This window comes from Streptomyces sp., assembly GCF_031178505.1.
Classification (GTDB): Bacteria; Actinomycetota; Actinomycetes; order Streptomycetales; family Streptomycetaceae; genus Streptomyces; species Streptomyces gulbargensis.
On the sequence record NZ_JAPSIW010000054.1, the window covers coordinates 1 to 17,536 of the forward strand.

Here is a 17,536-nt window from a genome sequence, read left to right on the forward strand (position 1 = left end):
CGCAGGCGGAGGCGCTGCGCGCCGCTGCCCGCGCGGACGGCGAGCAGGTCCTCGACGAGGCCCGCAAGGCCGCCGACAAGCGGCGCGCCGACGCCGCCGAACAGGCCGACGCCCTCATCGGCGAGGCGACCGCCGAGGCGGAGCGGCTCACCACCGAGGCCGCCGAGCTGCTGGAGACGGCGGAGCGGGACGCCGAGCGGCTCCGTACCGAGGCCGAACAGGTCAAGGCCGAGGGCGAGGCGCAGGCGGAGGCGCTGCGCGCCGCTGCCCGCGCGGACGGCGAGCAGGTCCTCGACGAGGCCCGCAAGGCCGCCGACAAGCGGCGCGCCGACGCCGCCGAACAGGCCGACGCCCTCATCGGCGAGGCCACGGCCGAGGCGGAGCGCATCGCGGCGGAGGCCGCCGAGCTGCGCGAGACGACCGAGCGGGACGCCGAGCGGCTCCGCACCGAGGCCGAACAGGTCAAGGCGGACGGCGAGGCGCACGCCCAGGCGCTGCGAGCGGCGGCGCTCGCGGACTCCGACCGCATCCTGGACGAGGCGCGCAAGGCCGCCGACAAGCGGCGCGCCGACGCGGGTGAGCAGGCCGACGCCCTCGTGGGCGAGGCGACCGCCGAGGCCGAGCGGGTCACCAACGAGGCGCTGGAGCTGGCCGACGCGGTGACCACGGACGCCCGTGCCGAGGCCGGCCGGACCGTGGCGACGGCCGCCGAGGAGGCGGAGCGGCTGCGGGCCGAGGGCGCCGAGGCGCTGGAGGCCGCGCGTCAGGAGGCGGAGCGGGTCCGTACCGAGTCGGAGCGGCTCAGGGCGGACGCCGAGAAGGCGGCCGAGCGGACGCGCGCCGAGGCGCGGGCCGAGGCGGACCGCACGCTCGACGAGGCGCGGGAGGCCGGGGCGCGCAAGCGCTCGGACGCGGCCGAGCAGGCGGACCAGTTGGTCGCCAAGGCGCAGGAGGAGGCGCTGCGCGCCACCACCGAGGCGGAGACGCAGGCGGACACGATGGTCGGCGCGGCCCGCAAGGAGGCCGAGCGGATCGTCTCGGAGGCGACGGTGGAGGGCAACTCCCTGGTGGAGAAGGCCCGTGCGGACGCGGACGAGCTGCTGGTCGGCGCGCGCAGCGACGCGACCGCGATAAGGGAGCGGGCGGAGGAGCTGCGCGGCCGGATCGAGGCCGAGATCGAGGAGCTGCACGACCGGGCCCGGCGCGAGACGGCCGAGCAGATGAAGACGGCCGGCGAGCGGGTCGACAAGCTGGTGAAGGCGGCGGAGGAGCAGCGCGCCGAGGCGGAGGAGAAGGCGAAGGAACTGGTCTCGGACGCGAGTTCGGAGGCGAGCAAGGTTCGGATCGCGGCCGTGAAGAAGGCGGAGGCGCTGCTGAAGGAGGCCGAGCAGAAGAAGGCCTCGCTCGTCGCGGAGGCGGAGCGGATCAAGGCGGAGGCCGAGGCGGAGGCCGAGCGCCTGGTCGCGGAGGGCCGGCGGGAGCTGGAGGTCCTGACGCGGCGTCGCAAGGACATCAATGCCGAGATCTCCCGTGTCCAGGACGTTCTGGAGGCGTTGGAGTCTTTCGAGACTCCGTCGGCGGGGGCCAAGTCCGCAGGGGCGGTGGGTGCCAAGGCGGGCGCGTCAGCGGGGTCCACTCGTTCGGGTGGCAAGTCCCAGGACGGCTAGCCACTCAAAAGGCTGGACATTCTCCGAATCAAACGGGCATACGCTCGATGACACGCCGCTTCGGCCCCTAGGATTCCCTCTAACACCTCACCGGTCTCATTCGACAGGAACCCCATGAGCGACACTTCCTCCCCCTTCGGCTTCGAGCTCGTGCGGCGTGGTTACGACCGCGGTCAGGTGGACGACCGCATTACCAAGCTCGTCGCCGACCGTGACAGTGCTCTGGCCCGAATCACCTCTCTGGAGAAGCGCATCGAGGAACTCCACCTCGAAACGCAGAACGCCCAGGCGCAGGTCAGCGACGCCGAGCCGTCGTACGCGGGTCTGGGCGCCCGTGTCGAGAAGATCCTCCGGCTGGCCGAGGAGGAGGCGAAGGACCTGCGCGAGGAGGCCCGGCGGGCCGCCGAGCAGCACCGTGAGCTGGCCGAGTCGGCCGCGCAGCAGGTGCGCAACGACGCCGAGGCATTCGCGGCGGAGCGCAAGGCGAAGGCCGAGGACGAGGGCGTCCGGATCGTCGAGAAGGCGCAGGGCGAGGCCAACTCGCTGCGCGCCGAGGCGCAGAAGGACGCGCAGTCGAAGCGCGAGGAGGCGGACGCCCTCTTCGAGGAGACCCGCGCCAAGGCGGCCCAGGCCGCGGCGGACTTCGAGACCAACCTGGCCAAGCGCCGGGAGCAGTCGGAGCGCGACCTGGCCTCGCGTCAGGCCAAGGCCGAGAAGCGGCTGGCGGAGATCGAGCACCGGGCGGAGCAGCTGCGCCTGGAGGCCGAGAAGCTGCGGACGGACGCGGAGCGCCGGGCCCGTCAGACGGTGGAGACCGCGCAGCGCCAGGCCGAGGACATCGTGGCCGACGCCAACGCCAAGGCGGACCGCATCCGCAGCGAATCGGAGCGCGAGCTGGCGGCGCTGACGAACCGCCGCGACTCGATCAACGCGCAGCTGACCAACGTCCGCGAGATGCTGGCGACCCTGACGGGTGCCGCGGTGGCGGCGGCCGGCTCCCCGATCGACGACGAGCGGAGCGCGGGCGTCCCGGCCCAGCAGACGCGGTAACGCCCGCCGGTTCCGGTGCGAGAACCCCCTGTCACTCCGGTGGCGGGGGGTTTTGCGCGCCCTTAGGTTGGTACGCATGATCGAGGTTGAGGGGCTGACCAAGCGGTACGGGACGAAGACGGCGGTCGACCATCTCTCCTTCCGGGTCCGGCCGGGCATGATCACCGGTTTCCTCGGGCCCAACGGGGCGGGCAAGTCGACGACGATGCGCATGATGCTCGATCTGGACAACCCGACGAGCGGGACCGTCCGGATCGACGGGCGGCACTACCGGGACCTGGACGAGCCGTTGAAGTACATCGGGGCGCTGCTGGACGCCAAGGCGATGCACGGCGGCCGTTCGGCGTACAACAACCTGCTGTGCCTGGCGCAGTCGAACCGCATCCCGGAGCGCCGGGTGGGCGAGGTGCTGGAGCTGGTGGGTCTGACGGCGGTGGCGCGGAAGAAGTCGAAGGGGTTCTCGCTCGGCATGGGGCAGCGGCTGGGCATCGCCTCGGCGCTGCTCGGTGATCCGGAGATCTTGATGTTCGACGAACCCGTCAATGGTCTGGACCCCGAGGGAATTCACTGGATCCGCAATCTGATGAAGGCGCTGGCCGCCGAAGGCAGGACGATCTTCGTTTCCAGTCATCTGATGAGCGAAATGGCGCTGACGGCTGATCATCTGATCGTGATCGGACAGGGAAAGCTGCTGGCCGACACGTCGATGGCGGATTTCATCCAGCAGAATTCGCGGAGTTATGTACGGCTGCGCTCGCCGCAGCGGGAGCGCGTGCGGGACGTCCTGCACGCCCACGGGTTCACCGCCGTCGAGGCGGGCGGTGGCGCCCTGGAGGTGGACGGGGCGACGACCGAGCGGCTGGGCGAGCTGGCCGCGGAGAACGGGCTGGTGCTGCACGAGCTGAGTTCCCAACGCGCCTCCCTGGAGGAGGCGTTCATGCGGATGACGGCCGGTGCGGTGGAGTACCACGCGCACGGCACCGACATCCACGGCGGCGCGCTCGCCGCACCGGGGCCCCGCTGGGGCGCGACCTCCGAGGAGGCCTGAACCATGGCAGCGGCATCCGCGGTCCTCCGGTCGGAGTGGACCAAGATCCGGACGGTGTCGTCGACGGTCTGGACGCTGGCCAGCGCCCTGCTGGTCACGGTGGCGATGAGCGCGGCCCTGTGCGCGCTGATGCGGTCCACCTTCGACGACCTCTCCGAGGTGGAGCGGGCCACCTTCGACCCGACGTTCGTCAGCTTCTCCGGGATGATGCTGGGCCAGCTGGCCATGGTCGTCTTCGGGGTCCTGGTGGTGGGCACCGAGTACTCCTCGGGCATGATCCGCACCTCGCTGGCCGCCGTACCGCAGCGCGCGGCCTTCCTGTTCTCGAAGATCGCGGTGGCGGGGGCGCTGGCCCTCGCCGTGGGACTGGCGACCAGCTTCCTCTCCTTCTTCCTCGGGCAGGCGCTGCTCGGGGAGCACCGGACCTCGATCGGCGAGGAGAACGTGCTGCGGGCGGTGGTCGGCGGCGGCCTCTACATGGGGCTGATCGCGATCTTCTCGATGGGGGTGGCGGCGATGCTGCGGTCCTCGACGCTCTCGCTGGGCATCCTGGTGCCGTTCTTCTTCCTGATCTCGCAGATCCTCTCCGCGGTCCCGAAGGCCAAGGAGGTGGCCCGCTACTTCCCGGACCAGGCCGGCTCCCGGATCATGCAGGTGGTGCCGGACGCGCTGGGTTCGGAGAAGGCGCCGTACGGCCCCTGGGGCGGACTGGGGATCATGCTGGTGTGGGTGGCGGCCGCGCTGCTGGGCGGCTGGCTGGTGCTGAAGCGGCGCGACGCCTGAGGCCGGGGGTTCTCAGGGAGGTCCCTGATCGTTCCCTGAGGTTCTCCTCTGCCTTCACCGGAACCGTCAAGGGCTGGATAAGCTCCTAGCTCGTACGGGGAACTCCGGCCGCGCGCGGCCGCACCCCGGCATGGACGTGACCGACCTGTCGATGGGGCTGGAAGAATGATCGAGGCGATCGGCCTGACGAAGCGCTACGGCGCCAAGACGGCCGTGTACAACCTGTCGTTCCAGGTGCGGCCCGGTGTGGTCACCGGGTTCCTGGGGCCGAACGGCTCCGGCAAGTCGACGACCATGCGCATGATCCTGGGCCTGGACCGGCCGACGGCGGGCAGCGTCACGATCGGCGGCCACCCCTTCCCGCAGCTGCCGAACGCCCCTCGGCAGGTCGGGGCCCTGCTGGACGCCAAGGCGGTGCACGGCGGGCGGAGCGCGCGCAACCACCTGCTGTCGCTGGCCCAGCTCGCCGGCATCCCGGCCCAGCGGGTCGACGAGGTGCTGGGTGTGGTGGGCCTCCAGGAGGTGGCCAGGCAGCGCTCCAAGGGCTTCTCGCTCGGCATGGGCCAGCGGCTCGGCATCGCGGCGGCGCTCCTCGGCGATCCGCAGGTGCTGCTGTTCGACGAGCCGGTCAACGGCCTGGACCCGGAGGGCATCCTCTGGGTGCGGAACCTGATGAGGAAGCTGGCCTCGGAGGGCCGGACCGTCTTCGTCTCCAGTCACCTCATGAGCGAGATGGCGCTGACGGCCGACCATCTGATCGTGATCGGCCGGGGGCAGCTGCTCGCGGACATGCCGGTGCGGGAGTTCATCGCGGCGAACTCGGCGGGCTTCGCGCGGGTGCGCACCCCCGAGGGTGAGCCGGAGCAGCGGGAGAAGCTGACGGCGGCGCTCACGGAGGCCGGCGGCCAGGTGCTGTCCGAGCCGGACGGGGCGCTGCGGGTGGCGGGCCTGCCCCTGCCCCGGATCAGTGACCTCGCCCACGGGGCGGACGTCCGGCTCTGGGAGCTCTCGCCGCACCAGGCGTCCCTGGAGGAGGCGTACATGCGGCTGACCCAGGGCGCCGTCGACTACCGCTCCACCGACGACCGGCTGGCCCACCTCCAGGCGCCGCCGCAGCCCGGGCAGCCGGGGTACGGGCAGCCGCCGCAGCCGGTGATCCCCGAGGTGCCGCAGCAGGGCTGGTACGCCCCGCCGCCGCCCGGACAGAACCCCTACGCCTCCCCGCAGCCGAGCGACACCCCCAAGGACGCCCGATGACCGCCCCCACCCCCTCCCCGGCGCCGCACTCCTACGTCTCGCCCATCCCGGTGCGCCGGGCGCACCTCGGCGACGCCCTGGCCTCCGAGTGGACGAAGATCCGCTCGCTGCGTTCGACGATGTGGACGCTGGGGGTGATGGTGCTGCTGATGCTGGGCGTCGGTTTCGGTGTCGCGCTGATCGTGGCGGCCGCCTCGGAGTACCCGGCGGAGAACGAGTCGGCGCTCGGCATGGGCTTCTTCGGTCTGCTGCTCGGTTCGATCTGCGTGATGACGCTGGGCGTGCTCACCATCGCCTCCGAGTACGGGACCGGCATGATCCGCACCACCCTGACGGCCTGCCCGAGCCGGGGGCGCGTGCTGCTCGCCAAGGCGATCGTCTTCTTCGCGCTCGTCTTCACGATCACGACCCTGACGGCCACGGTGGTGGCGGTGGCCCAGGTCGCCCTGGTCTCCGGGCCGGAGCCGACGGTCGACCAGTGGCTGCGGGCCACGGTGGGCGCCGGTCTGTTCCTGGCCCTGACGGGTCTGGTGTCGCTGGCCGTCGGGACGCTGATCCGGCACTCGGCCGGCGCGATCACCATCATGATCGGCGTCATGCTGATGCCGCTGGTGGCCGCCATGTTCATGATGGCCGAGTCGCTGTCCGGCGTGCGGGACTGGCTGCTCGCCTACGCCCTGCCGAGCCAGATGATCGCCCTGTACTCGTCCGTGCCGGTCGAGGGCGCCTCGGGCCCGACGGGCTGGGACCCGGTGTGGATCATGCTGGTCCTCGCGCTCGGCGCCCTGGGCGGCGCCTTCGCCGTGCTGAACAGCCGGGACGTGTGAGCGGGGCGCCCACCGGGACACGTGACCGGGACCTGTGAACGGGGCGCGTGACGGAGGTCAGTACCTCGGAGCGTTGCGGGACCGCTGCACCTTGGTGGTGCGGCGGTCCTTCGCGTTCCAGCAGGCCTTGTGCCAGTGCCGGCGGTCGTCCACTCCCCCGAACTCGGGCCAGGCGACGAGGTGCGGGGCGCCGGACGGGATCTCCTGGTCGCAGCCCGGGCAGCGGTACCGCTTCCCGGGGGCGCTGGCGCCCGCGACGAGCCGTACGTACCACTCCTCGCCCTGCCAGGTCTCGGTACGCTGCACTCCCCCGTACCGGTTGCCGGGGTCCACCTGCGGCTCGGGCCTGGCACCGCCCCGGGAGCGGTTGTGACGCGGGGACACGGGCACCTCACAGGGTCTGGGAACGACACGGACCGTTGCCTCCAGCCTACGGGCCGCCATGCGGTGCCCGAAGCCGCTCCCGCCCCGGCTTAGCCGAAAATCGCAAGAACTTCATGAACGGCCGTTGCCTTTGGCACGTGTCAGGCGTTGGTGCCAGTGCGAGGGGGGAGAACCGTAGGGCGCAAGGAGGCAGTTGGCGATGCGCGTGGGTACGTTCGTTCTGGCCGCCCAGTTCCCCGGCCAGGGGCAGGGGGAGGCCCTGCACCGGGCGGTGCGGACCGCCGAGGTGGCCGAGGAGGCGGGGCTCGACTCGGTCTGGCTGGCCGAGCACCACTTCGTACCGTACGGGGTCTGCCCCTCCGCGGTGACCCTGGCGGCCTTTCTGCTCGGCCGGACCCGCCGGCTGCGGGTCGGCACGGCGGTGACGGTGCTCCCGACGGCGCACCCCGTCTCCCTGGGCGAGCAGGCCGCGCTGCTGCACCTCACCTCGGGCGGCCGGTTCACGCTGGGCGTGGGGCGGGGCGGCCCCTGGGTGGACCTGGAGGTGTTCGGCGCGGGCCTGGACGCGTACGAGCGGAGTTTCCCCGAATCGCTCGACCTCCTGCTGCGCTGGCTCACGGAGCCCCGGGTGGACGCCCGGGGGGAACGGTTCACCTTCCGCGAGGTGGCGGTGGTGCCCCGCCCCGACGAGCTCATCGACGGCCCGGCGGCCCCGGAGATGGTGGTGGCGTGCACCTCGCCCCGGAGCGTCCGTCTCGCGGCGGAGCGCGGGCTGCCGATGCTGCTCGGGATGCACTGCGGGGACGAGGACAAGGCCGAGATGGTGGCGGCGTGGGCACGCTGCGCCCGGGAGGCCGGACGGGACCCGGACGAGATCGCCCGGATCGCGGACGGCCACGTGTCGGCGGGTGTGGTGCAGCTCGCGGACGGCGGCGCCGACGCGGCGGAGGCCCTGCTGAAGGCGATGCCCGGCTGGCTGAAGCAGGGGCTCGACGCCCATGTCACCGTGGACGGCCGGCACCGTGCGATGCGGGACCCGGTGGCGTACACGGAGCTGCTCTGCGGCCTGCACCCCGTGGGCACGCCCCGCTTCGCGGCCGACCGGCTCGCGGCGACCTCCGAGCGCACGGGCATCACCCGCTTCGCCCTCCTCGCGGAGGGCTCCGGCGACCTCGCGGCCACCGAGGAGAACGTACGGCGCCTGGGCACCGAGGTCCTGCCGCTTCTCGCCTGAGCCTCGGGGGACGGTCCCCGGACGCCGGGTCCTCATGCGACGTGCGGCGGTGCGAGGCGACCGGGGCCCGTGACGTACCGGGAGCCGGCGCCCCGTCCGGGCCCCCGCGGTGGCGGGCCCGTGAGGGCGGTGGGACCGTGCGCCGCCGCCCCGGCATCCGTGTGCGCGAGGCCGTGCGGCGCGTCGGCACGCACCGAGCGCGGCTCCCGTGACGCGGAGCGGCAGCACCAGGTCTCAGCAGTCGCGCAGTTCCGGCGACTGGTTGAGCAGCTGTGCCCGTACGGACGTGAACCGGGCGAGCCGCTCGTCGGTGGACGGGTCCAGCGGGAAGACCGCCACCCGGTGGCAGTTCTGGAATGCGAGACGCACCCCGAAGTGCCGCTGCAGCGCGCCGCGAATGGCATCGCTCGCGAGCGCGCGCAGCAGCTGACCACGTGCCTGCTCGTCCGGCGGCGGCGTCTGGTTGTCGGCGAAGTCTCCGCCGTCGACCTTCAGCTGGGCCACCAGAGAACTGATCATCTCCCATGCGTAGGGCAGGGAGGTCCGGACGCAGTCGACGAAGTCGGCTTCGTCGACCTCGCCTCGCTCGGCCTGTTCCAACAGGGCCGGTGAGACGTCGAGCGACATGGGTTCTCCTCTCGCGACCCCGCGGGCGGGGTCTTGCGGGCAGGGGTGAAGGCCGGGTCACCGCCACGGAGCGTGCACGGTCGACGACCTCCGGCATCCACGGTAAGCGCGCAGTCCTGACCGCACCAGGAGAATGCGAACACAACCGGCCGATATACAACGGGTGTTCGGCGCATGACGATGCCCGAATCGCGAAGAAGAGGGCCCGTCTTGTAGCGTTGCCCACCATGCGTCTCGTCATTGCCCGCTGCTCCGTGGACTACGCGGGCCGGCTCACGGCCCATCTGCCCTCCGCACCTCGTCTGATCCTGATCAAGGCGGACGGGAGCGTCTCCATCCACGCGGACGACCGGGCGTACAAACCGCTCAACTGGATGTCCCCGCCGTGCACCCTGAAGGAGGGCGCGGACGGTGACGCGGGCGTGTGGACCGTGATCAACAAAGCGGGCGAGAAACTGATCATCACGATGGAGGAAATCCTCCACGACTCCTCGCACGAGCTCGGCGTGGACCCGGGTCTGATCAAGGACGGTGTGGAGGCGCACCTCCAGGAGCTTCTCGCCGACCGCATCGAGACCCTCGGCGAGGGCTACACCCTGATCCGCCGCGAGTACCCGACGGCGATCGGCCCGGTGGACATCCTGTGCCGGAACGCCGACGGTGCGACGGTCGCGGTGGAGATCAAGCGGCGCGGCGAGATCGACGGCGTGGAGCAGCTCACCCGCTATCTGGAGCTCCTCAACCGCGACCCGCACCTGGCGCCGGTCAAGGGCGTCTTCGCCGCGCAGGAGATCAAGCCGCAGGCGCGGGTGCTCGCCACCGACCGCGGGATCGACTGCGTGGTCCTCGACTACGACGCGCTGCGGGGCATCGAGGACGACAAGCTGCGGCTGTTCTAGCGGCCGGACGGACGGTGTACGGGGACGGCCCCGGGTGCGGTGAACGCGCCCGGGGCCGTCCCCGTCCTCCGTACACCCCCGTCCGAGGGCTCAGATCGTGGTGTCGGAAGCCCCGGAGCCCCCGGAGGGGGACGGGACGGCGAGGGAGGAGGAGGCCGAGCCGCTGGGGTCCGGAGCCGTGGTCGTGGGAGGGGCGGTGGTCGCCGGCGGGGTCGTCGGCGGGGTCGTCGGCTGCGAAGAGGGCGGAGAGGTCGGCGGCGTCACCGGCGGCGTGGTCGTCCCCGTCGGCGCGGGCCCGCCCGTCACCGTCGGGGACGTGGTCGTCGGCGTCGGTGTGTCGCTGGTCGGCCCGTCGGTGGGCGCCGGCGGCGTGGTGGTGGCGGTCTCCGACGGGGAGCCGGAGGTGCCGGGCGTCGACGGGGAGGAGGGCGCGTCGCTCCCCGAGCCGGACGGGGACGGGCTGCCGGAGGCGGTGGGCGCGGCCGTCTCGCCCGGGACGCCGGTGTCACCGCCCGTCCCGCTCCCGGCGGGCGGCTCCTCCGGGCCGAGGCCGTCGTCGGTGGTGCCCGGGGTCGTGCTGCTGTCGGAGGTGACGCGGTCGGTGGCGGGCGTCTCTCCGTCGCCGGAGGTGGCGCCGAGCGTCACGACCGTGCCGAGGACCGCGACGAGGAGCGCTCCGGCGCCGACGGCGACCAGGTTGCGGCGGGCGCCGTCGAGGATGCCGCCGCGCACTCCGGACCGGCCGGTGGCGACCGGGGACCCGGCGGCGGGGGTGGGGCGCTCGTCGCGCTGACCGGGACGGCCCGCGGTTCCGGCCGCCCGGGCGGTGCCGGGAGCGGTCACGCGGGCCGGGCGGCCGGCGGGGTCGGGGAGGTCCGCGAACGCCTGGAGCGCGGGCTTGCCCTGGGGCGGCGTGGCGTCGGCCGGGCCGGACGCCGCCGGGGGCGCGGGCGCGGGGCCGCGGAGCGCCGGGGTGCCCCGGGGCGGCGACACGGCCTCGGCGGCCGGCGCGGGGGCGGCGGCGCGGCGGGCGAGGTCGTCCACGAGGGCGAGCGCCCGGCGGCCGGCGACCGTGCCGCGCTTGTCGGCAAGGGCGCCGCGCAGCCCGATGGAGGCCTCCAGCTCGGCGCGGGCCCGCTCCAGGTTGCCGGCGCAGAGCGCGAGCACGCCCAGCTCGTGGTGGAAGTACGCCTCCTCGGCGACGTCCCCGGTGAGGCGAGCGGCCTCCTGCCCGGCGCGCAGGGCCCGCTCCCAGGCGCCCCAGTGGAGCGAGGCGGCGAAGGCGGGGGCGGCGGCGCGGGCCAGGAGCACGGCGGTGGCGCGGTGTTCGGCGTCGGTGCCGGGGAGCAGCGCGGTGAGGGCGGCGAGCAGCGCGTCGGCCTCGGCGGCGGCACGCTCGGGGGTGACCGAGGGGTGTCCGGCCCACCAGGCGTAGTGCTGGGCGGCGGTGTGGACGCGGTCGGTGGCCCCCGTGTCGTACCCGTGGGCGAGGAGCTGGGTGAGGACGCCCGCGGCGAGCCGGTGGCGCGGGCCGACCGGGGTGAGCAGTCCGCAGGACCGGAGTTCGCCGAGGGCGGCGTCCGCGTGGGTGTCACCGACCAGGGCCGGCAGGTGGGCCTGGTGCGGGAGTTCGCCGCCGAGGGCGACGGCGAAGCGGAGGGTGGCCTGGGCGGAGCGGCTGAGCCGGGAGGCGAGCAGGGCGGCCGGGGCGGCGCCCTCGCCGAGGCTCGGCAGCGGTATGTCGCGCAGTTCGATGTCGGCGTCCTCGGGGGCGCCCGGGACCGCGTCCCCGGCGGGGGCGGACGCGGTGCCGTGCTGCGGCCCGAAGGCCTCTTCGAGGGCGCCGAAGGCGTCGAACTCGGCCGGTGTGACGCGGAGTCGGTCGCGCTGCCGCAGCAGGGCGCCGGCCTGGACGAAGCGGAGCGGCAGGCCCTCGGACTCGAACCAGAGGTCGCCCGCCCAGTTGGCCTCGTCGTCGGTGAGGGTCCGGCCGACGGCGCTCTCCAGGAGCTTCAGGGAGGCGGCGCGGCCGAGGCCGGCGAGGGCGACCTCCTCGACGTGGGAGTCGGCGGAGGGCGGCGGCACGTCGGGGGTGGCGGCGAGGAGGAAGGCGCATTCGGGCGCGGCGGCGAGGAGTTCGTCGAGGGCGGCGCCGCCGAATTCGAGGTCGTCGACGACGACCACGGCGCCGATGTCGCGGAGCCGGGCCAGGAGCGTGGGCCGGTCGGGCCGCTCGCCGGGGGCGTACCGGACGGCGGTGAAGAGGTCGTGGAGGAGTTCGGTGGCGGTGCGGTGGTGGCCGGAGAGGCGGACGACGCCGTCGGGGGCGAGGTCGGCGCAGTCGGCCGCGACCGCGTCGAGGAGCGCGGTGCGGCCGGAGCCGGCGGGGCCGGTCAGGCGGGCGGAGCGGCCCCGGCCGAGGATCTCGGCGAGCCGCTCACGGGTCTCCTGGCGTTCGAGGAGCGGCAGCGGAGGCGCGGCGGGGCCGGGGGGTACGGGCGGAGCGGCGGAGCGGGCGGCCTCGGCACGCTCCTCGGGGGTGCGGCGGCGGGGTTCGCGGTGCTCCTGGCCCGGTGGGCAGGGCTCGATCTCGCTGCCGTCGACGGGGTTGACCGTGAGGAGCAGGCCGCCGGAGACGATGCGGGTGACGCGGGCCCGGGCGGGCGACGCGGCGGTGCGCTCGGGGAGGGCGGGCGCGGGGCGGGCGTCCTCGGCCGCGGGGTCGTGACCGGACGCGTCCGGTCCCCGGTGTATCGGGTCCATGGTCAAAGCTCCCAAGAGCGGTGTGCGGAGCCCGCCGGGTGGGTCCGTCGATGTGTGCAGACGGCCGAACCCTAGACGGTCGCGGGGGGCCCGGGAACAGGTGGGGTGCCGCCGAGACCAAGACGTCACGGTCTTGTGAGGATTGAGCGTGACGCCTGGTTCTCACGGCGGCTTCACAGGTGGCGGCCGGTGCGGCCGCCGGCCCGGCCCGCTCACACGCGGGGCAGGGACTCCATGGCGAGGCCGCCCTCGATGGCGAGGATGCGGTGGAGCCGGGTGGCGACGAGGAGCCGCTGCATCTGGGGCGGTACGCCGCGCAGGACGAGGCGGCGGCCGCAGCGGCCGGCCCGCCGGTGGGCGCCCATGATGACGCCGAGGCCGGTCGCGTCCCAGGAGTCGAGGCCGGTCAGGTCGAGCACGAGGTCGCCGACGCCGTCGTCGACGGCCGAGTGCAGGACCGTGCGGGCGTCCGCCGCGCTGCGGACGTCGAGGCGGCCCCCGACGACCAGCTCGGCGTGGTCGCCCCTGATGTGCATATGCGCTCCCCGAGAGTGCTCCGTCTTCACAACGACTGACTGCCGTATCGGCAGATACGTTGCGCCTTGTCAGCGAACCGGTACCGAAGTTCACCCCACGGAGTGAGGCGGACTGGCGTCACGGGCTCAGTACTTGTAGAAGCCCTGCCCGCTCTTGCGGCCGATGTCACCCGCGTCCACCATCCGGCGCATCAGCTCCGGCGGCGCGAACTTCTCGTCCTGCGTCTCCGCGTAGATGTTGCCGGTGGCGTTGACGAGGATGTCGATGCCGGTGAGGTCGGCGGTCGCGAGCGGGCCCATGGCGTGGCCGAAGCCCAGCTTGCAGGCGATGTCGATGTCCTCGGCGGTGGCGACGCCCGACTCCTGGAGCTTGGCGGCCTCGACGACGAGGGCGGAGATGAGGCGGGTGGTGACGAAGCCGGCCACGTCGCGGTTGACGACGATGCACGTCTTGCCGACGGACTCGGCGAACTCACGGGCGGCGGCCAGGGTGGCGTCGCTGGTCTTGTGGCCGCGGACGAGCTCGCAGAGCTGCATCATCGGGACCGGGGAGAAGAAGTGGGTGCCCACGACCGCCTCCGGGCGCCCCGTCACCGCGGCGATCTTGGTGATCGGGATGGCGGAGGTGTTGGAGGCGAGGATCGCGCCGTCCTTGGCGATCTTGTCGAGGGAGCGGAAGATCTCGTGCTTGACCTCCAGCTTCTCGAAGACGGCCTCGACCACGACATCGGCGTCGGCGACGGCGTCCAGGTCGGTGGTGGCGGTGATCCGGCCGAGCGCGGCCTCCGCGTCGGCGGCCTCCAGCTTGCCCTTGGCGACGAACCGGTCGTACGACGCCTTGATCCCGTCGGTCCCGCGGGTGAGCGCGGCGTCGGTGACGTCACGCAGGACGACGTCCCAGCCCGCCTGGGCCGATACCTGCGCGATGCCGGACCCCATGAGTCCGGCCCCGATGACGGCGAGCTTCCTGGCCACGATCTTCCACCCCTCAACGCCTGTTCACTTCTGGCTCTCCGGCGGAGATTAGCGGTCGCGGGCCGTCATGTGACCGCTAAGTAATGCGCGTCACGCCCTCTTTGACGGACGTCACACTCGCGACAGGCCGCGGGGACCGCCGAGGGGGACGGCGGGCCTCCGCCGAGGGCGCGTCCGCCGTGACGGTGGGCACAGACACCGTCCGGCGGGCCCGGTCGTCACTACGCTGGGGCCATGGTCAATCTGACGCGCATCTACACCCGTACCGGCGACAAGGGCACCACCGCGCTGGGGGACATGAGCAGGACCGCCAAGACGGATCTGCGGATCGCGGCCTACGCCGACGCCAACGAGGCCAACGCCGTGATCGGTACGGCCGTCGCCCTGGGGCAGCTGGACGAGGAGGTCGTGAAGGTCCTGGTCCGCGTCCAGAACGACCTGTTCGACGTGGGGGCGGACCTCGCCACGCCGGTGGTGGAGAACCCGGAGTACCCGCCGCTGCGGGTGGAGCAGGGGTACGTCGACAAGCTGGAGGCGGACTGCGACCGCTTCCTGGAGGACCTGGAGAAGCTGCGCTCCTTCATCCTGCCGGGCGGCACGCCCGGGGCGGCCCTGCTGCACCAGGCGTGCACGGTGGTCCGGCGGGCCGAGCGCTCCACGTGGGCGGCCCTGGAGGTGCACGGCGAGACGATGAACCCGCTGACCGCCACGTACCTCAACCGGCTATCGGACCTGCTCTTCATCCTCGCGCGGACCGCGAACAAGGGCGTCGGGGACGTCCTGTGGGTCCCGGGCGGCGACCGCTGAGGCGTCGTTCCCCGGGGCCTTCCTCGGCCAGACGACGTAGCTGAGGGTGATCAGGCCGTGGATGCCGACCACCCGCCAGACGCCGGCGATCGAGGCCTCCAGCTTCGAGGTGTCGCCGGCGTCGCCCACGTACCAGACCGCGGCCAGCAGGAGGCCGGTGGCGACGGAGGCGGCCACCACGGAGCCGAGCCAGATCTGCCCCTCGTGGCGGGCACGCTCCATGCCGTACTGCGGCGGCTTCCGCGGCGGCGGGCCGCCGCCGAGGCGGTGGGCGGCGTGGCCGTCGAGCCACTTCACGGTCCGGTGGCCGTGGCCGACGGTGTAGCCGATGTAGATGGCGGCGAGGCCGTGGCGCCAGCTCGGCTCGGCCCCGTTCTTGAGGTCGACCGCCGTGACGAGCAGGAGCAGGACCTCCAGGAGCGGTTCGCACAGCAGCAGCGCCATGCCCAGTTTCGGCTTCCCGAGGAGGTACCGGGCGGAGAGGCCGGCGGCCAGCAGGACCCAGAAGCCCACCTCGCAGACCACGATGAGTGTGACGATCACAGCGGTTCCCCTTTCGCTCGCTCTCAGCGTCCCGCGCGGCCGGGCCGGGATCGTCGTCGGCGGTGACGAGGTGCGTCTACATCCTTCGGCGGAGGGGCGGATCGGCCCGGGTGTCGAGGCTCCGCGCACGCGCGGAGTGTTGGATGGGTACGTGACACTCCCCCGCCCCCACCGCCATGACGTGCTGATCGCCGCCGTCGGGCTTTTCGGCGGTCTGCTCCTCTGGTGGTTCGGCCTGTACGTCTCCGGCGAGCGCCTGTTCGAGCAGCGGTGGGCGGCCCTGGTGCCGCTGGCGGTGACGTCCGGGGCCGAGGCGCTGCGGCGCACCATGCCCCGGACCGCCCTGTTCGCCGGCACGCTCGCGATCGTCGCCGACCAGTTCACCAACGGCAGCCTCGCCACGGTCCTGATGTTCACGGACGTGGTGTACGCGGCGGTGGTGTACGGCCCGCCGGCCTCGGCCCGTCGCATCCCGTACACCACCGGCCTGATCACCGTGGCCCTCACGGTCGTGCTGCTGATCTGGTGGCAGAACGCGGTGGCGCTGCTGGTCGGTGTGCTCACGGGCGGCATCGCCTTCCTGCCCGCCATCACCGGCGCGATCGTCCGCAACCACCGCAACGCGGCGGAGGCGGCCCGGCTGCGCGCCGAGCAGACCGCCCTGCTCGCCGAGATGGACCGGGCCCAGGCCGTGGTGGCGGAGCGCGCCCGGATGGCGCGCGAGCTGCACGACATGGTGGCGAACCACCTCTCGGCGATCGCGATCCATTCGACGGCGGCGCTCTCCCTGGACGATCCCGGGACGACCCGGCAGGCGCTCACGGTCATCCGGGAGAACAGCGTGGCGGGCCTCGCGGAGATGCGGCGCCTCATCGGTCTGCTCCGGGAGAGCGGCGCGGACACCGAGCCGGCCGCGACGGCGACCCTCGCCGGGCTCGACGCGCTGCTGGCGCAGGCCGGGGCGAACGGCGGGCCGAGCGGGCTGAGTTTCGTCCTGGAGGACGCCCGGGAGGGGGACGGGGACCTGCCGGTGCCGGTGGAGCTGGCGGCGTACCGGATCGTGCAGGAGTCCCTGACCAACGCGCTCAAGCACGCCGCTCCGGGTGAGGTGCGGGTGGTGCTCGCCCGGGAGGACGAGGCGCTGACGGTGACGGTGACCAGCCCCTACGGCGCGCGGCCGGGGCCGAGCGCGCCCGGGTCGGGGGCCGGTCTGGTGGGGATGCGGGAGCGGGTGGCCCTGCTGGGCGGGGTCTTCGAGGCCGGTCCGGTGCCGGACGGCGAGGGGCGGAAGCGGTGGCGGGTGCGGGCCGGACTGCCGATGGACACGAACGAGGAGGAGCGGCGGTCATGACGGTGCGGGTGGTGGTGGCCGAGGACCAGAGCGCGGTACGGGCGGGTCTGGTGCTGATCCTGGGCAGCGCGCCGGACCTGGAGGTGGTCGGTGAGGCCGGGGACGGCGAGCGGGCGGTGGAGCTGGCCCGCGCGCTGCGGCCCGATCTGGTCCTGATGGACGTGCAGATGCCGCGGATGGACGGGGTGACGGCGACCCGGCACATCGTGGCGGAGGGTCTGGCCGACGTGCTGGTGCTCACCACCTTCGACCTCGACGCGTACGTGTTCGGGGCGCTGCGGGCGGGGGCGGCGGGGTTCCTGCTGAAGAACGCGGACGCCCGGGAGCTGATCGAGGCGGTACGGACGGTGGCGCGGGGCGAGGGGATGATCGCCCCGGCGGTCACCCGGCGGCTCATCGCGGAGTTCGCGGCCCCGAGCCGGCCGGCGCGGGAGGCGGCGGACCCGGAGGCGCTGGCGTCGCTGACGCCCCGGGAGCGGGAGGTGCTGTCGGCGCTCGCGGAGGGACTGGCGAACGCGGAGATCGCGGTACGGCTCGACATGGCGGAGGCGACGGTGAAGACCCATGTCAGCAAGGTGCTGAACAAGCTGGGCCTGCGGAGCCGGGTGCAGGCGGCGGTGCTGGCGCGGGAATGGGGCGTCTGAGGCGTTCTGACACACCCACCCCGACGTTGGTCTGGACCTCTTGACGATTGGTCCAGACCTTCCTACGCTCGCGGGGCGCGCGCAACTCCCGGACCACCCCCACCACGATCGTCCGCAACTTGAGGAGCACCGTTGAGCACT

The 17,536-nt window shown here is 73.3% G+C and carries 16 protein-coding genes and 1 pseudogene; 11 read left to right on the forward strand and 6 right to left on the reverse strand.

Features of this window, described 5'->3' with window-relative positions:
- The 6 genes and pseudogenes from RIF68_RS07020 to RIF68_RS07045 all read left to right on the forward strand — a co-directional run.
- A pseudogene (locus RIF68_RS07020) lies at positions 1-1,667 on the forward strand (hypothetical protein); the annotation flags it as partial.
- A gap of 114 nt (positions 1,668-1,781) precedes the next feature.
- Positions 1,782-2,717, forward strand: coding sequence for a cellulose-binding protein (locus tag RIF68_RS07025; RefSeq protein WP_309050257.1), 936 nt, complete (start codon positions 1,782-1,784; stop codon positions 2,715-2,717).
- Between the two features lie 76 nt (positions 2,718-2,793).
- The gene (locus RIF68_RS07030; protein ID WP_309050258.1) at positions 2,794-3,765 is read left to right on the forward strand and encodes an ABC transporter ATP-binding protein; all 972 of its coding nucleotides are present in this window, start codon (positions 2,794-2,796) and stop codon (positions 3,763-3,765) included.
- Between the two features lie 3 nt (positions 3,766-3,768).
- Positions 3,769-4,548, forward strand: a complete 780-nt coding sequence (locus RIF68_RS07035; RefSeq protein WP_309050259.1) for an ABC transporter permease — start codon at positions 3,769-3,771, stop codon at positions 4,546-4,548.
- A 165-nt stretch (positions 4,549-4,713) separates the two neighbouring features.
- Positions 4,714-5,805 (forward strand): ATP-binding cassette domain-containing protein, encoded by a 1,092-nt coding sequence (locus RIF68_RS07040; protein WP_309050260.1) that lies wholly within the window; start codon positions 4,714-4,716, stop codon positions 5,803-5,805.
- The gene (locus RIF68_RS07045; protein WP_309050261.1) at positions 5,802-6,632 is read left to right on the forward strand and encodes an ABC transporter permease subunit; all 831 of its coding nucleotides are present in this window, start codon (positions 5,802-5,804) and stop codon (positions 6,630-6,632) included. Before RIF68_RS07040 ends, RIF68_RS07045 begins: the two co-directional genes overlap by 4 nt.
- Before the next feature lie 57 nt (positions 6,633-6,689).
- Here the strand turns inward: RIF68_RS07045 and RIF68_RS07050 are convergent, their stop codons facing one another.
- Positions 6,690-7,016 (reverse strand): ATP/GTP-binding protein, encoded by a 327-nt coding sequence (locus RIF68_RS07050; RefSeq protein ID WP_309050262.1) that lies wholly within the window; start codon positions 7,014-7,016, stop codon positions 6,690-6,692.
- A gap of 199 nt (positions 7,017-7,215) precedes the next feature.
- Here RIF68_RS07050 and RIF68_RS07055 point away from each other — a divergent pair, with 199 nt between their 5' ends.
- Positions 7,216-8,250: an LLM class flavin-dependent oxidoreductase gene (locus RIF68_RS07055; protein WP_309050263.1), complete on the forward strand. Its 1,035-nt coding sequence runs from the start codon at positions 7,216-7,218 to the stop codon at positions 8,248-8,250.
- A gap of 234 nt (positions 8,251-8,484) precedes the next feature.
- Here RIF68_RS07055 and RIF68_RS07060 read toward each other — a convergent pair whose 3' ends face one another.
- The gene (locus tag RIF68_RS07060; RefSeq protein WP_309050264.1) at positions 8,485-8,877 is read right to left on the reverse strand and encodes an SCO5389 family protein; all 393 of its coding nucleotides are present in this window, start codon (positions 8,875-8,877) and stop codon (positions 8,485-8,487) included.
- A gap of 227 nt (positions 8,878-9,104) precedes the next feature.
- Between RIF68_RS07060 and nucS the strand changes: the two genes are divergently transcribed.
- Positions 9,105-9,776, forward strand: coding sequence for an endonuclease NucS (gene nucS, locus RIF68_RS07065; protein ID WP_309050265.1), 672 nt, complete (start codon positions 9,105-9,107; stop codon positions 9,774-9,776).
- A 90-nt stretch (positions 9,777-9,866) separates the two neighbouring features.
- Here nucS and RIF68_RS07070 read toward each other — a convergent pair whose 3' ends face one another.
- The 3 genes from RIF68_RS07070 to RIF68_RS07080 form a co-directional block, all read right to left on the reverse strand.
- Positions 9,867-12,539 carry an ATP-binding protein gene (locus RIF68_RS07070; RefSeq protein ID WP_309050266.1) on the reverse strand — a complete coding sequence of 891 codons (2,673 nt, stop codon included), beginning with the start codon at positions 12,537-12,539 and terminating at the stop codon, positions 9,867-9,869.
- 212 nt (positions 12,540-12,751) lie between these two features.
- On the reverse strand, positions 12,752-13,075 hold the full coding sequence (locus RIF68_RS07075) for an STAS domain-containing protein (RefSeq protein WP_309050267.1): 324 nt from the start codon (positions 13,073-13,075) through the stop codon (positions 12,752-12,754).
- A gap of 126 nt (positions 13,076-13,201) precedes the next feature.
- Positions 13,202-14,050, reverse strand: a complete 849-nt coding sequence (locus tag RIF68_RS07080; RefSeq protein WP_309050268.1) for a 3-hydroxyacyl-CoA dehydrogenase family protein — start codon at positions 14,048-14,050, stop codon at positions 13,202-13,204.
- A 234-nt stretch (positions 14,051-14,284) separates the two neighbouring features.
- Here RIF68_RS07080 and RIF68_RS07085 point away from each other — a divergent pair, with 234 nt between their 5' ends.
- The gene (locus RIF68_RS07085; protein ID WP_309050269.1) at positions 14,285-14,857 is read left to right on the forward strand and encodes a cob(I)yrinic acid a,c-diamide adenosyltransferase; all 573 of its coding nucleotides are present in this window, start codon (positions 14,285-14,287) and stop codon (positions 14,855-14,857) included.
- On the opposite strand, the gene RIF68_RS07090 is transcribed toward RIF68_RS07085, so the two are convergent.
- Positions 14,774-15,400, reverse strand: coding sequence for a hypothetical protein (locus tag RIF68_RS07090; protein ID WP_309050270.1), 627 nt, complete (start codon positions 15,398-15,400; stop codon positions 14,774-14,776). The two genes, RIF68_RS07085 and RIF68_RS07090, sit on opposite strands and share 84 nt — an antisense overlap.
- A 151-nt stretch (positions 15,401-15,551) precedes the next feature.
- Between RIF68_RS07090 and RIF68_RS07095 the strand changes: the two genes are divergently transcribed.
- The gene (locus RIF68_RS07095) at positions 15,552-16,751 is read left to right on the forward strand and encodes a histidine kinase (protein WP_309050271.1); all 1,200 of its coding nucleotides are present in this window, start codon (positions 15,552-15,554) and stop codon (positions 16,749-16,751) included.
- The gene (locus tag RIF68_RS07100; RefSeq protein WP_309050272.1) at positions 16,748-17,395 is read left to right on the forward strand and encodes a response regulator transcription factor; all 648 of its coding nucleotides are present in this window, start codon (positions 16,748-16,750) and stop codon (positions 17,393-17,395) included. Before RIF68_RS07095 ends, RIF68_RS07100 begins: the two co-directional genes overlap by 4 nt.
- Positions 17,396-17,536 lie beyond the last annotated feature (141 nt).

Excerpts from the sequence above, each read along its gene's own strand:
- RIF68_RS07060 (WP_309050264.1), bottom strand. The coding sequence starts at position 8,877 with ATGTCGCTCGACGTCTCACCGGCCCTGTTGGAACAGGCCGAGCGAGGC.
- RIF68_RS07045 (WP_309050261.1), top strand. The coding sequence starts at position 5,802 with ATGACCGCCCCCACCCCCTCCCCGGCGCCGCACTCCTACGTCTCGCCC.
- nucS (WP_309050265.1), top strand. The coding sequence starts at position 9,105 with ATGCGTCTCGTCATTGCCCGCTGCTCCGTGGACTACGCGGGCCGGCTC.
- RIF68_RS07025 (WP_309050257.1), top strand. The coding sequence starts at position 1,782 with ATGAGCGACACTTCCTCCCCCTTCGGCTTCGAGCTCGTGCGGCGTGGT.
- RIF68_RS07030 (WP_309050258.1), top strand. The coding sequence starts at position 2,794 with ATGATCGAGGTTGAGGGGCTGACCAAGCGGTACGGGACGAAGACGGCG.
- RIF68_RS07070 (WP_309050266.1), bottom strand. The coding sequence starts at position 12,539 with ATGGACCCGATACACCGGGGACCGGACGCGTCCGGTCACGACCCCGCG.
- RIF68_RS07055 (WP_309050263.1), top strand. The coding sequence starts at position 7,216 with ATGCGCGTGGGTACGTTCGTTCTGGCCGCCCAGTTCCCCGGCCAGGGG.
- RIF68_RS07085 (WP_309050269.1), top strand. The coding sequence starts at position 14,285 with ATGGTCAATCTGACGCGCATCTACACCCGTACCGGCGACAAGGGCACC.
- RIF68_RS07100 (WP_309050272.1), top strand. The coding sequence starts at position 16,748 with ATGACGGTGCGGGTGGTGGTGGCCGAGGACCAGAGCGCGGTACGGGCG.
- RIF68_RS07035 (WP_309050259.1), top strand. The coding sequence starts at position 3,769 with ATGGCAGCGGCATCCGCGGTCCTCCGGTCGGAGTGGACCAAGATCCGG.
- RIF68_RS07040 (WP_309050260.1), top strand. The coding sequence starts at position 4,714 with ATGATCGAGGCGATCGGCCTGACGAAGCGCTACGGCGCCAAGACGGCC.
- RIF68_RS07075 (WP_309050267.1), bottom strand. The coding sequence starts at position 13,075 with ATGCACATCAGGGGCGACCACGCCGAGCTGGTCGTCGGGGGCCGCCTC.